Origin of the sequence: Microbacterium dextranolyticum, from assembly GCF_016907295.1 — a bacterium.
Taxonomy (GTDB): domain Bacteria; phylum Actinomycetota; class Actinomycetes; order Actinomycetales; family Microbacteriaceae; genus Microbacterium; species Microbacterium dextranolyticum.
Genome location: NZ_JAFBBR010000001.1, coordinates 129,723 through 142,857 on the forward strand (window position 1 = coordinate 129,723; position 13,135 = coordinate 142,857).

The window sequence follows — 13,135 nt, forward strand, 5'->3', positions numbered from 1 at the left end:
GGCGGGACGCCCGACCCTCGGTAGGCTCGATGCATGCTCAACATGGCCGAGGGCCTCGACCGGCTGGGTGCGCTGGCCACCTCGCCGATCGTCGCGAAGCTCGGCGCCGCATTCGCGTCGGCGGGATACGAACTGGCGATCGTCGGCGGCCCCGTCCGCGACGCCCTGCTGGGCCGTCACGTCAACGACCTCGACTTCGCGACGAACGCGCGCCCCGATGAGACCCTGCGGATCGTGAAGCCCCTGGCCTCGGGCACGTGGGACATCGGCCGTGCCTTCGGCACGATCGGCGCGAAGGTCAGCGGACCGGACGGCACGGCCGAGCAGGTCGAGATCACGACGTACCGCGCCGACAGCTACGACGGCGTCACCCGCAAGCCGACCGTCGCGTTCGGCGACACGCTCGAGGGAGACCTCGCCCGACGCGACTTCACCGTCGGAGCCATGGCGCTGCGGCTGCCGGTGCCCGCCCTCGTCGATCCCACCGGGGGTGTCGAAGACCTCGTCGCCGGCGTGCTGCGCACCCCCAGCGACCCCGACGTCAGCTTCGGCGACGACCCGCTCCGCATGCTCCGTGCGGCGCGCTTCGCCGGCCAGCTGGGGTTCGACGTCTCCTCGGCGACGCTCGATGCGATGTCGCGCCTGCGCGAGAGCATCGGCATCGTCAGCCCCGAAAGGGTGCAGGGCGAGCTCGTGAAGCTGCTGTCGAGCGACGACCCGGTCCGGGGCATCCGTCTGCTCGTCGACACCGGCCTGATGGGCGAGATCGTGCCCGAGATCCCGGCGCTGCGGCTCGAGATCGACGAGCACCACCACCACAAGGACGTCTACGAGCATTCGCTGACGGTGCTGCAGCAGGCCATCGCGCTGGAGCACTCGCGTCACCCCGGCGCCCCGCCCGACGTCACGCTGCGGCTCGCGGCGCTGCTGCACGACATCGGCAAGCCGGCGACCCGCAAACTCGAGCCCGGCGGCGGTGTGAGTTTTCACCACCACGACCTCAAGGGCGCGCGGATGGCCCGAAAGCGCCTCGCCGCGCTGCGGTTCGACTCCGACACGATCGGCGCGGTGTCGCAGCTCATCGAGCAGCATCTGCGGTTCTTCGGCTACTCCGAGGGGGCGTGGACCGACTCGGCCGTACGCCGGTACGTGCGCGACGCGGGCGCACAGCTCGAGCGCCTGCACATCCTGACCCGGGCCGACGTCACGACCCGCAACCGCCGCAAAGCGCAGCGACTGGCCTCGGCCTACGACGACATCGAGCGGCGCATCGACGAGCTCGCGGCGCAGGAGGAGCTCGACGCCATCCGGCCCGAGCTCGACGGCAACCGCATCCAGGAGATCCTCGGCATCGGTCCCGGCCGCGAGGTCGGCGAGGCGTACCGGTTCCTCTTGGACCTGCGCCTGGACGAGGGGATGGTCGGCCCCGAAACAGCCGAGGAACGTCTGCGCGCCTGGTGGGACGCGCGGTCCTGACCCGCCCTCTCTCGCCCTCTTTTCCGGCTTCTCCGAGCGCGCGCCGCCCCCTCACGACGTGTCCACAGGTCGAATCGAGGCAGCCCGGGAGAAACACCGGGGCTCGCGATCTAGACTGACGGCACCTCCCCATCGCTGATCGGAGTCGCCGGTGCCGTCGTCCTGGTCGTCGCGCCGCGAGGTCTCGCCCGAGACGTCGCGTCTGATCATCGAGCGCGCCCACGACGAACTGGTCGGCGGGAACGCGGTGGATGCCCGTCTGGCACAGATCCGAGGTCTCGTCCGCGACTCGTGGCGCCGGTCACTGGCCCACCTCGTCGGGGCGGAGGGGCTGCCGCCCCTCGACCTCACCGACGACGAGCTCGACGCGTATCGCAGCGCTCACCCCCTCGCCGGCGCGATGGACATGATCCGGGGTCTGCTGCAGCCCGACGCCGACGCGGGTGTCGTGGTGGCGGTCGGGGATGCCACGGGACGGCTGCTCTGGGTCGAGGGCGACCGGCGCGTGCGCACGCTGACGGGTGACATGGGATTCGTCGCGGGCGCCAACTGGTCGGAGGAGGTCGTCGGCACCTCCGCCCCCGGAACCGCGCTGGCGCTCGGTCGGTCGGTCCAGATCCACGGGGCGGAGCACTTCAACCGGCTCGTGCAGCCGTGGTCGTGCACCGCCGCACCCGTGCACGACCCCGAGACACGGCGCCTGCTCGGTGTCATCGACGTCACCGGCGGCCCGGAGGCGGCGACACCGCAGGCGCAACTGCTGGTCGATGCCACGGCGCGTGCCGTCGAGGGCGAGCTGCTGGTGGCGCGCCTGCGCGCGCGTGCCGCGGCGACCGCGCCGATCGCGGTCGGGCGCGCCACCTCTCGCGGGGCGGCCCGCGCGCCCGAGTCCGCGACGCTGCGTGTGCTCGGTCGAGACCGAGCACTGCTGGAGGTCACCGGGCCCACGCGCGAGACGACGTCGGAGTTGTCGGGACGGCACGCCGAGATTCTGCTGATGCTCGCCGTGCACCGGCAGGGACTGTCCGCGGAGCGGCTCACCGAATTGATCTACGGCACGGATGCCGGCGAGGGCAGCCTGCGGCCCGAGATGGTCCGTCTGCGGAAAGTCCTCGAACGGCTCGCGCCGCACCTCGTGCCGACCTCGAGGCCGTACCGGCTGCCGGCCGAGCTGCACACCGACGCGAGCCAGGTGGTCTCGCTTCTCGACCGGGGCGCGCATCGCGTCGCGCTCGCCGCCTACCGCGGTCCGGTGCTGCCGGAATCGACCGCGCCCGGCGTCGAGGAGTTCCGCGACTCAGTACGGCTCGCGCTGCGCGAGGCGCTGATGAGCGAGGCATCCGTCGACGTCCTTCTCGCCTACACCGACACGACGGACGGCGCCGAGGACGCCGACGTGCTGCGCCTGGCCCTCCGAATGCTGCCCGTGCGCTCCCCGCGCCGGGCGGGCCTCGTCGCCCGGCTGGAGAAGCTCGACTCCTGACCTCGGGCACGTTCCTCCGGCGCTCCGCCTCCGCGCGTCGCGCCAGCGCCTGGCCGCATCCGCGTCGCATCCGTGAGAAACCACATCGAGCGCGAGAACCACGTGCAGGGATGATTTCTCGGCGCGGATGTGGTTTCTCGGAGCAGGAGCAGGAGCAGGAGCAGGAGCAGGAGCCGTGCGGGCCGCGCCGCGGGGGTGGCGCGTGACAGGATGGGCGCAGACCCAGACGGGCGCGGACGGAGGCATCCCCATGACCGGTGACACCCCCACCCCGGACACTCCCGACTCTCCCGAGGCTCCCGCTTCGCCCGCGCTCGTGCGGCTGGCCGAGGCTCACGGCATCGCGACGGAGTACTGGTCGTTCTTCGGCGAACGGGTGAAGGTGCCGGCGACGACGCTCCGGGCGACCCTGCGGGCGATGGGTGTGGATGCCACGACGGATGCCACCATCGCCGCCGCCCTCGTCACGGCTGAGGACGAGCCGTGGCGCGCGCTGCTGCCCGCGTCGACGGTCGCCCGGACCGGCACGGGCACCCTCGTGGTGCATGTGCGGGACGGTCATGACGTGCGCCTGTCCGTCGGCCTCGAGGACGGGTCGTGGCGCGATCTCGCGATCCCCGATCAGCAGCCGACCTCGCACGAGGTCGACGGCGTGCGGCGGTGGCGGCTCGAGATTCCCGTCCCGGCCGATCTGCCGCTGGGATGGCACACCGTGCACGCCACCGAGAGCCCCTTCGGTGGGGGTGAGCCGTCGCGCACGGCGTCCGCGCCTCTCGTCGTCACGCCGGAACGGATGCCGGCGCCGCCGACCCGGCCCGGACGGCACCGGGGCTGGGGCCTGATGGCCCAGCTCTATTCCGTGCGATCGCATGCCTCCTGGGGAATGGGCGATTTCGGCGACCTGGGCGATCTCGCCGCGCTCGCCGGGGAGCGCGGAGCGGACTTCCTGCTCGTGAACCCCGTCCACGCCGCTGAGGTGACGAGTCCGATCGAGCCGTCGCCGTATCTGCCCGCGACCCGGCGTTTTCTCGCACCGCTGTACGTGCGTCCTGAAGACATCCGCGAGGTGGCCTACCTCGCCCCCGCCGAGCGCGCGCTGGTCGAGGCCGCGCGCACCCCGGTCGCCGCCGGCGACACCGACCCCGAGCGGATCGATCGCGACGCGGTGTGGGCGGCCAAGCGTGCCGCGCTCGAGGTGATCTTCGCCGCGCCGCTGTCGGCGGCCCGCCGCGCCGAACTCGCGGCGTTCGCCGCGCGCGAGGGGCAGCCGCTGCAGGACTTCGCGCTCTGGTGCGCGCTCGAAGAGCATTTCGCCGGCCAGCAGCGCCCCGTCGAGGCGCGCGACATCTCGTCGCCGCTCGTCGTGTCGCTGCGCGAGCAGCTCGCCGATCGTGTGGCCTTCCACGTATGGCTGCAGTGGATCGCCGACCAGCAGCTCGAGCGCGCCCAGGCGGCCGCGACGGCATCCGGCATGTCCATCGGCGTCATGCACGACCTCGCCGTCGGCGTGCACCCGCAGGGGTCGGATGCCTGGTCGCTGCGCGACATGTACGCCCCGGGCATCGCGGTGGGTGCCCCTCCCGACATGTACAACCAGCAGGGGCAGACGTGGAATCAGCCGCCGTGGCTGCCGGCGGCGCTCGCCGAGGCCGGGTATGCGCCGCTGCGCGACATGATCCGGACCCTTCTGCGGCACGCGGGGGCGCTCCGCATCGACCACGTCATCGGCCTCTTCCGGCTGTGGTGGATTCCCGCGGGCCTCGGACCCGCGGCGGGCACGTACGTCCGCTATGACCACGAGGCCATGATCGGCGTGCTGATGCTCGAGGCGCAGCGGGCCGGCGCCGTCCTGATCGGCGAAGATCTCGGCAACGTCGAACCGTGGGTGCGCGACTACCTGTCGGCGCGGGGCATCCTCGGCACGAGCGTGCTGTGGTTCGAGCGTGAGGGCGACGGCTTCCGCCCTCCGGAGCAGTACCGCGAGGCTCTGCTCGCGACGGTGAACACGCACGACCTGCCGCCGACCGCCGGTTACCTCGCCGACGAGCACGTGGCGCTACGCGCGCGGCTCGGACTGTTGACGCGCCCGGTCGAAGAGGAGCTCGCCGAGGCCGATGCCGAGCGGGCCACGATGCTCGCCCTGCTGCGCGAGCGGGGGCTCATCGGCGACTCGCCCACCGAGGCCGAGGTGATCGAGGCGTTGAACGTCTTCATCACCGCCGCGCCCTCACGCCTGCTCGGGGTCGCCCTGGTGGATGCGGTCGGCGAGCGGCGCACGCAGAATCAGCCGGGCACCTCGACGGAATACCCCAACTGGCAGATCCCGCTCGCCGGACCCGATGGCCGGGTCGTGCTGCTCGACGATCTGGCGCAGAGCGCGCGGTTCACCTCGCTGCTCGCCGCCGTCGACGCCCGCATCTGACGCGCGCTCGGCGCACGATGGTGCGGATCACCTCCGTCGCGCCGGGGCGAGAGCACCGACGACCACGCCGACGAGGACGAGCACGAGACCGCCCACCTGCAGGGGGGTCAGCGACTCGCCGCCGAGGACGACGCCCAGCAGCACGCCCGTGACCGGGTTCAGCAGCCCGAGGATGCCGACGACGGCGCCGGGGAGCCGTGTCAGACCGCTGAACCAGGCGGTGTAGGCGAGAGCGGTCGCGACGACGATGACGTACGCGAAGCCGACCAGCGCGGATGCGTCGAGCGTCGGCGGCGCCCCGTCCACGGCGACGGCGACGGGCAGGATGACGAGCGATCCCGCGATCAGTTGCCATGCCGTCATCGACAGCGGGGCGATATCCGCTCCCCACCGCCGCGTCAGCACGAAACCCAGCGACGACGACAGCATGGCGATGACGGATGCCGCAATGCCCCACCCGTCCAGCGCGCCGCCCGACTCGGTGGGCTGCAGCATCACGACGACGCCGAGGATGCCCAGCGCGGCGCCGACGACGGCGCGCAGCGCCGGGCGCTGGCGCAGCATGACCCAGCTGAGCAGCAGAAACACGCCCGTCGAGGTCGACATGATCGTCGCGGCGACGCTCGAGGGCAGTCGCTGCGCCGCGATGTAGACGAGCGTGTTGAGACCTCCGACGGTCAACGTTCCGAGGACGAAGGAGCGCCACCACCACGATCCGCGTGGAAGGCGTCGGGTGACCAGCAGGACGAGCAGCCCGGCCGGGAGACAGCGGATGACGGCGCCCCAGAGCGCGGCGTCGTGCGGCAGGAGATGGCGGGTGACGAAATAGGTGCTGCCCCACGCGATAGGAGCGATCGCGGTCAGCAGCACCCAGCGAACTGATTTATCTTCCACGGAAGACACTATAGCTTCCAGGGAAGGTATCTTCGATGGGGTGAGAGACCACGTCGACCGCGTCCAGGAGCAGTGGCGTCGCGAGCGCCCCGATCTCGACCCGAGCCCCCAGGGCGTGATCGGTCGCCTCTACCGGCTCGTCCACGCACTGAGCGACGAGATCCTCGCCGTGTACGCGCGTTTCGGACTCAGCGAGGCGGAGTTCGACCTGCTCGCCGCACTCCGTCGAGAGGGCGCGCCGTACGAGCTGGCCGCCGGCGAGCTCGCCGACCACACCATGGTCACCACCGGGGGCCTCACCAAACGCGTGGACCGACTGATCGACCGCGGTCTGGTCGTCCGCGGCGAAAGCCCGGGGGACGGGCGCCGACGTCTGATCCGCCTGACCGACGAGGGCCGGCGTCTCATCGATGAGGCCGTCACCGCCCATCTCGAGAACGAGCACCGCCTGATCGCACTCATCGACCCGACCGACGCCGATGCGCTGCGCGAGGCATCCCGGCGGTGGCTCGCTGCGCTCTGATCGCGCTCCCGCGGTTGCGTCGCACGGCGCCTCGTGTGCCGGCTTGGCGCGAGCCGGGCGATGCAACGAGATGCAACGTTGCGGAGCGTAGCTTCGGCGGCATCCGAAAAGCGGCGCTGCTGCCGCCACTCATGGACTGTCGAAGGAGACATCATGACCATCGTCGAAGAAGGCGTCTCGAGCGTCTACGCCGCACCCGGCTCGCACGGGTCGATCGCCGAGTATCGCCCCCGCTACGGCCACTACATCGGCGGCGAGTTCGTCGAGCCGATCAAGGGTCAGTACTTCGAGAACATCACCCCCGTCACCGGCAAGCCCTTCACCGAGGTCGGTCGCGGCACCTCCGAAGACATCGATCGGGCCGTCGACGTCGCGTGGAAGGCCTTCCAGTCCTGGAAGAAGACCACCGCCGCCGAGCGCTCGGTCATCCTCAACAAGGTCGCCGACCGCATCGAGGCGAACCTCGAGCGCATCGCCGTCGCCGAGACGTGGGAGAACGGCAAGCCCGTCCGTGAGACGCTCGCCGCCGACATCCCGCTGATGGTCGACCACTTCCGCTACTTCGCCGGCGTCCTGCGTGCGCAGGAGGGATCGCTCAGCGAGATCGACGAAGACACGGTGGCGTACCACTTCCACGAGCCGCTCGGCGTCGTCGGCCAGATCATCCCGTGGAACTTCCCGCTGCTCATGGCGACGTGGAAGCTCGCCCCGGCCCTCGCCGCCGGCAACTGCGTCGTGCTGAAGCCCGCCGAGCAGACCCCGGCGTCGATCCTCTTCCTCTTCGACATCATCGGCGACCTGCTGCCGGCCGGCGTCGTCAACATCGTCAACGGCTTCGGTATCGAGGCGGGCGCCCCGCTCGCGCAGCACAAGGGCATCCGCAAGGTCGCCTTCACGGGTGAGACCACCACCGGCCGCCTCATCATGCAGTACGCCTCGCAGAACCTCATCCCCGTCACCCTCGAGCTCGGTGGCAAGAGTGCCAACATCTTCTTCGAAGACGTCGCGCGACAGAAGGATGCCTACTACGACAAGGCGCTCGAGGGCTTCAGCTTCTTCGCCCTCAACCAGGGCGAGGTTTGCACGTGCCCCAGCCGCGCTCTTATCCAGCGCTCGATCTACGACCAGTTCCTCGGCGACGGCATCGAGCGCGTCGGCAAGATCATCCAGGGCAACCCCCTCGACCCGGCGACGATGATCGGCGCGCAGGCATCCAACGACCAGCTCGAGAAGATCCTCAGCTACATCGAGATCGGCAAGGCCGAGGGCGCGAAGCTCCTCGCCGGCGGCGAGCGGGTCGACCTCGGCGGCGACCTGTCGGGCGGGTACTACGTCGCCCCGACGGTCTTCGAGGGTCAGAACAACATGCGCATCTTCCAGGAGGAGATCTTCGGGCCCGTCGTCTCGGTGACGAGCTTCGATGACTTCGACGGCGCCATCCACACCGCCAACGACACGCTGTACGGCCTGGGTGCCGGTGTCTGGAGCCGGTCGGCCGACACGATGTACCGCGCCGGGCGCGCGATCGAGGCCGGCCGCGTCTGGACGAACACGTACCACCAGTACCCCGCGCACGCCGCGTTCGGCGGATACAAGCAGTCGGGCATCGGGCGCGAGAACCACCTGAAGATGCTCGACCACTACCAGCAGACGAAGAACCTGCTCGTGTCGTACGCCGAAGGCGCGATGGGCTTCTTCTGAGCCGACGAGCCATGACCACCACTGCCAGCCGGGTCGCCGTGACGGATGTCGCGGCGGCTCTGCTGCGCCAACTGACGGCGCAGCACGGGAAGCTCATGTTCCACCAGTCGGGTGGATGCTGCGACGGCAGCGCGCCCATGTGCTACCCCATCGGCATGTTCATCACGGGGCCGTCCGACGTGCTGCTCGGCACGATCGACGCGGGTCTGGATGATCCGATCGAGGTGTACATGTCGGCATCCCAGTTCGAGTACTGGAAGTACACCCATCTCACGATCGACGCCGTTCCCGGTCGGGGGGCCGGGTTCAGCGTGGAGGGACCGACGGGCAAGCGGTTCCTCATCCGGTCGCGGATGCTCGACGCCGACGAGCTCGCAGCGTTCGAGCTGCTCTGACGCCGTCGGTCGCCGCCCGGCATCCGTCGACACGCCCCTTCCGTCGCGAGAAACCATCCCCTGCGGTGTTTCTCGCGACGGAAGGGGTTTCTCGCGTCAGGCGCGGTCGTGGCCGCTTCGCCGTGCCGAGACTGTGACGAGTAGGTGGATGCCGCGTGGCATCCGCTCAGAAATCGTTTCCGTCGCGAGAAACCATCCCCTGCGGTGTTTCTCGCGACGGATGTGGTTTCTCGCGACCGGGGGTGGTGTCGGAGACTGGCGCCGAGGGCCGCGCGGGGAACGGCGCGCACGATGGATGCCTAGAGCCACCCATTCTCGTCGGCGACGCGGACGGCGTCGGCGCGGTTGCGCGCCCCCGTCTTGCCGATCGCGCTCGACAGGTGGTTGCGGACCGTGCCCTCGCTCAGATGCAGCGCGCTCGCGATGTCGGCGATCGAGCCGCCCGAGCGCGCGACGGCGAGTACATCGGTCTCACGTTCGGTCAGCGGCGACACCCCCTGCGCGAGGGAGTCCGCGGCGAGGGCCGGGTCGACGACGCGCAGGCCCTGGGCGACCCGGCGCACGGCGTCGGCCAGCTGTGCGGCGGGCGTGTCCTTGACGACGAACCCGGATGCCCCGGCGCGCATCGCGCGCGTGAGATACCCGGGCCGCCCGAAGGTCGTCACGATCAGCGAGCGGCAGGCCGGAAGCGCCGCGTGCAGCGCCGCCGCCGCCGAGATGCCGTCCATGCCCGGCATCTCGATGTCGAGGAGGGCGACGTCGGGGGATGTCCGCCGCGCGGCATCCAGCACCTCATCGCCGCGACCGACCTCCGCGACGACTTCGATGTCGCCCTCGAGTCCGAGCAAAGCGGAGAGAGCGCCGCGGACGAGGGCCTGGTCGTCGGCGATCAGCAGGCGGATCACAGCGTCACCCGCAGGGAGAACCCGCCGAGGTCGCTGCGGCCCACCGACATCCGCCCGCCCGCGGCCTCGACGCGGCCGCGCAGGCCCGCGAGTCCCGAGCCGCCGTCCGTCGGGGAGCTCGGGCCGATGCCATCGTCGTCGATCGTCACCCGTCGCTCGTCGATGCGGATGCGGCACCGCGCGGCTTGCGCGTGCCGCAGCACGTTCGTGACGCCCTCTCGGACGACCCACCCCGCCAGCTCGCGACTCTCTGCGGGGACGGCCTCGACCGAACCGGGAAGGTCGGCCTCGATTCCCGCTGCCGTGAGCGCGGCCCGCGCCCCGGCGAGTTCGCCCGTAACGCTCACGCCGCGGAAGCCGGCGACCGTCGCCCGCACATCGACGAGCGCTCCGCGGGCGAGGGCCTCGACCTCGCCGATCTCGGTGCGCGCCCGCTCGGGGTCGACGTCGATCAGCCGACCGGCCAGCTCGGTCTTGACCGTGATGACGGTGAGCGAGTGACCGAGGATGTCGTGCAGGTCTCGCGCGACACGGCTGCGTTCGCGTTCGACGGCGAGCACGGCCATCTGGTGCTGCGTCGCACGCAGCTCGTTGATCGCGGCGATATTGCGGGCGAAGGCCGCCATCATCGCGGAGATCGAGATGAGGATCGCGGGAACCCAGAGGATCTCGTCCTGCCAGCCGACGAGGGCGGCTCCGGAGAACAGGGCTGCGGCGGCGAGGGCGAACAGCAACAGCCAGGTGAGGCGCACCGACATCATCGCCATGCCGACGAGGACGCCGACGTAGGTCCAGAACCCGCGCACCTCCCACCCGAGCCAGGGGAAGAGGGTGAACGACAGGGCGAACAGTGCGGCGGCGGGGATCAGGCGTCGCGATCTCTGCGCCGACCACGACAGCGGGGCTCCGATGAGGAATCCGATCGCGAAGACGACGAGGAGGATGATCGGGATCGCCGCGAACGCACCGTGCTGCGTCGTCAGGGTCGGCACGGCGGTCAACAGCCAGACGAGCGAGACCGCGGCGCCCGAGTACCAGCGGACGGCGCCGCGCGCGGTGAGGACCTCGCGCACCGTCCGGGGCGCGCCGCCGGGCCCGGGCTGGATCATCCAGCCCGGGCCTCGGTATCGGTCTGCGGTCTCGCCGTCGGTCGCGGGGGGCACGGTCCTCACTGTAGAGGTGCGTTCGCCGTGGCCGGATGCCGCAGGGCCGGACATGCCGTCGCGGGATGCCCCGGTCACACGCGCTTCGTGTCGCGGCGGAACGCCCAGGTCGTCCCGGCGATGAAGATCACGAGCCAGACGAGCGCGTTGATGAGCCAGGTCGCGTCGAAGCCCTCGCCCGTGAGCGGCGCGCGTGCCAGTTCGCCGATGCCGTAGACCGGCGTGAAGTGCGCGATCGTCTGCATGAAGTCGGGCATGCTGCTCAGCGGGTAGAAGAGTCCGCCGAGGAAGGAGAGGAACACGACGATCAGGCTCGTCACCTGTGCGGCGTTCTCGCTCGGCATGAGGTAGCCGACGAACAGGCCGAGCGTCGTGAACACGGCACTCGCGAGGAGCCATCCGACGAGGCCCGTGCCGATCCACTGCAGAGGTGTCAGCTCGACGCCGCTGATCGCGCCGGCCGCGTACGTCGCGGCGACGGCGAGCAGGCCCAGCACCATTCCGGCGATCATCTTGATGAGGATGTTCACGAGCGGGTTCAGTGGAGTGAGGCGCAGCTGGCGGCTCCACCCCTGGGCGCGCTCCACGGCGACCGCGGCGCCGGTCTGGGTCGCCGACATCATGGCGCCGTACATCGCCATCGAGACCATGATGTACGCCGCGACCGACACGCCGCCCTGGGCGATCGGGGTCTCGGTGAGCTGCTGGTCGCGCATCGGCAGGCCGATGAGGACGAACATCACGACGGGGAAGGCGATCGTGAAGAAGATCGTGCGCCGGTTGCGCAGGCGCCGCTTCAGTTCGATGGCGAGATAGGTCAGGTTGAATCCGCCGAACGGCGGGACGCGACGATCGAGGGCGACCCGATCGGTGGTGGCTGCGGTGCTCATGCGGATGCTCCTTCGGAGGTGAGGGCGAGGAACACGCTCTCGAGGTTCTGGGCGATGATCTCGACGTCGCGGGCGGGCGTCTCGGTCAAGAGGTAGCGCGCGACGGCATCCGAGTCTTTCGTGTGGATGCTGACGCGGTCGCCGGCGAACTCGACGTCGTCGACGGCGGGCAGGGATGCCAGGCGCGCCGGGTCGGCCCCGGGCAGGTAGGCGCGGACGACGCGCCCCGAGACCAGGTTCTTGATCTCGGCGGTGGTGCCGTCGGCGACGATGCGCCCGCGGCTCATCAGCACGATGCGGTCGGCGTACTCGTCGGCCTCGTCGAGGTAGTGCGTCGCGAAGAGCACCGTGCGGCCCCGCTGGGCGTCGGCGCGGATGGCGCCCCAGAACGCGCGGCGTCCTTCGACATCCATGCCCGTCGTCGGCTCGTCGAGGACGAGCAGGCCGGGGTCGCTCAGCAGGGCCATCGCGAAGCGCAGGCGCTGCTGCTGGCCGCCCGAGCACAACCCGACGCGGCGGCCCGCGATCTCGGTGATGCCGGCGCGGCTCATGACCTCGTCGATCGGGCGGGTGTCGGCGAACAGGCTCGCCGTGAGGGCCAGCGTCTCGCGCACCGTGATGTCTTTCAGCAGTCCACCGGTCTGCAGCACCGCCGAGACGAGGCCGTGCGAGATCGCGGCGCGGGGGGACTCGCCGAACACCTGCACCGTGCCGGCGTCGGGGTCGGACAGCCCGAGCAGCATGTCGATAGTCGTTGTCTTGCCGGCACCGTTCGGGCCGAGGAAGGCGACGATCTCGCCCGGTCGCACGCGCAGGTCCACCCCGTCGACCGCGTGCACCGCGCCGAAGCTCTTTCGCAGTCCCTCAGCGTCGACCGCGAGGCTCATCTGGTTCTTCTCCATGTCGTCGACTCTCCCGCGGATGCCGTCGCCACCCCTCACACGCCCGTCACAACCCCGGGGTGACATTCGTCACGGGTGCCGCCCGCGCCGGTGCGGGGCCGTGTCCCACTTTCTGCGAGGGATGTCCCGATTTCTGCGAGGGATGTCCCACTTTCGGTTGTTGCGGGGTGTCCCGAACGACAGAAAGTGGGACATGGTCGGCCTGTGAGGCATCCGAGGGACAGAAAGTGGGACATGCCCGGCTGGGGAAGGCATGTCCCACTTTCTGCGGTGGATGTCCCATATTCGGTCGTTGCGGGACAGCCTGAGCGACGAAAAGTGGGACATGCTCGGCCGGCGAGGAGTCCGGGATGACAGAAAGTGTGACTGGACGGCCTGCGA

Annotated in this window: 11 protein-coding genes; 6 read left to right on the forward strand and 5 right to left on the reverse strand. The window is 70.5% G+C overall.

Features of this window, described 5'->3' with window-relative positions:
* Positions 1-33 precede the first annotated feature (33 nt).
* The 3 genes from JOE64_RS00500 to malQ all read left to right on the forward strand — a co-directional run bounded on the left by JOE64_RS00500 (position 34) and on the right by malQ (position 5,381).
* Positions 34-1,476 (forward strand): CCA tRNA nucleotidyltransferase, encoded by a 1,443-nt coding sequence (locus tag JOE64_RS00500; RefSeq protein ID WP_204962454.1) that lies wholly within the window; start codon positions 34-36, stop codon positions 1,474-1,476.
* A 151-nt stretch (positions 1,477-1,627) separates the two neighbouring features.
* Positions 1,628-2,959 carry a GAF domain-containing protein gene (locus JOE64_RS00505; RefSeq protein WP_204962455.1) on the forward strand — a complete coding sequence of 444 codons (1,332 nt, stop codon included), beginning with the start codon at positions 1,628-1,630 and terminating at the stop codon, positions 2,957-2,959.
* A gap of 250 nt (positions 2,960-3,209) precedes the next feature.
* Positions 3,210-5,381, forward strand: coding sequence for a 4-alpha-glucanotransferase (gene malQ, locus JOE64_RS00510; RefSeq protein WP_204962456.1), 2,172 nt, complete (start codon positions 3,210-3,212; stop codon positions 5,379-5,381).
* A gap of 27 nt (positions 5,382-5,408) precedes the next feature.
* On the opposite strand, the gene JOE64_RS00515 is transcribed toward malQ, so the two are convergent.
* A complete protein-coding gene (locus tag JOE64_RS00515; RefSeq protein ID WP_271202462.1) occupies positions 5,409-6,275 on the reverse strand; it encodes a DMT family transporter in 867 nt (288 codons plus the stop codon).
* A gap of 40 nt (positions 6,276-6,315) precedes the next feature.
* On the opposite strand from JOE64_RS00515, the gene JOE64_RS00520 reads away from it, so the two are divergent.
* The 3 genes from JOE64_RS00520 (at position 6,316) to JOE64_RS00530 (ending at position 8,894) form a co-directional block, all read left to right on the forward strand.
* Positions 6,316-6,798 (forward strand): MarR family winged helix-turn-helix transcriptional regulator, encoded by a 483-nt coding sequence (locus JOE64_RS00520; RefSeq protein WP_204962457.1) that lies wholly within the window; start codon positions 6,316-6,318, stop codon positions 6,796-6,798.
* A gap of 153 nt (positions 6,799-6,951) precedes the next feature.
* Positions 6,952-8,499 (forward strand): acetaldehyde dehydrogenase ExaC, encoded by a 1,548-nt coding sequence (exaC, locus tag JOE64_RS00525; RefSeq protein WP_204962458.1) that lies wholly within the window; start codon positions 6,952-6,954, stop codon positions 8,497-8,499.
* Positions 8,500-8,510: 11 nt separating this feature from the next.
* The gene (locus tag JOE64_RS00530) at positions 8,511-8,894 is read left to right on the forward strand and encodes a DUF779 domain-containing protein (RefSeq protein WP_204962459.1); all 384 of its coding nucleotides are present in this window, start codon (positions 8,511-8,513) and stop codon (positions 8,892-8,894) included.
* A gap of 299 nt (positions 8,895-9,193) precedes the next feature.
* Here the strand turns inward: JOE64_RS00530 and JOE64_RS00535 are convergent, their stop codons facing one another.
* The 4 genes from JOE64_RS00535 to JOE64_RS00550 form a co-directional block, all read right to left on the reverse strand.
* The gene (locus JOE64_RS00535) at positions 9,194-9,799 is read right to left on the reverse strand and encodes a response regulator transcription factor (RefSeq protein ID WP_204962460.1); all 606 of its coding nucleotides are present in this window, start codon (positions 9,797-9,799) and stop codon (positions 9,194-9,196) included.
* Positions 9,796-10,962: a sensor histidine kinase gene (locus JOE64_RS00540; protein WP_271202461.1), complete on the reverse strand. Its 1,167-nt coding sequence runs from the start codon at positions 10,960-10,962 to the stop codon at positions 9,796-9,798. The genes JOE64_RS00535 and JOE64_RS00540 overlap by 4 nt, the downstream gene beginning before the upstream one ends.
* Before the next feature lie 74 nt (positions 10,963-11,036).
* Positions 11,037-11,852, reverse strand: a complete 816-nt coding sequence (locus JOE64_RS00545; protein ID WP_204962461.1) for an ABC transporter permease — start codon at positions 11,850-11,852, stop codon at positions 11,037-11,039.
* The gene (locus JOE64_RS00550) at positions 11,849-12,754 is read right to left on the reverse strand and encodes an ABC transporter ATP-binding protein (RefSeq protein ID WP_204962462.1); all 906 of its coding nucleotides are present in this window, start codon (positions 12,752-12,754) and stop codon (positions 11,849-11,851) included. Before JOE64_RS00550 ends, JOE64_RS00545 begins: the two co-directional genes overlap by 4 nt.
* Between the last annotated feature and the right edge of the window lie 381 nt (positions 12,755-13,135).

What these genes read in the sequence shown, in the direction of transcription:
- JOE64_RS00545 (WP_204962461.1), bottom strand. Translation starts at nt 11,852, where the DNA reads ATGAGCACCGCAGCCACCACCGATCGGGTCGCCCTCGATCGTCGCGTC.
- JOE64_RS00530 (WP_204962459.1), top strand. Translation starts at nt 8,511, where the DNA reads ATGACCACCACTGCCAGCCGGGTCGCCGTGACGGATGTCGCGGCGGCT.
- JOE64_RS00550 (WP_204962462.1), bottom strand. Translation starts at nt 12,754, where the DNA reads ATGGAGAAGAACCAGATGAGCCTCGCGGTCGACGCTGAGGGACTGCGA.
- JOE64_RS00500 (WP_204962454.1), top strand. Translation starts at nt 34, where the DNA reads ATGCTCAACATGGCCGAGGGCCTCGACCGGCTGGGTGCGCTGGCCACC.
- malQ (WP_204962456.1), top strand. Translation starts at nt 3,210, where the DNA reads ATGACCGGTGACACCCCCACCCCGGACACTCCCGACTCTCCCGAGGCT.
- exaC (WP_204962458.1), top strand. Translation starts at nt 6,952, where the DNA reads ATGACCATCGTCGAAGAAGGCGTCTCGAGCGTCTACGCCGCACCCGGC.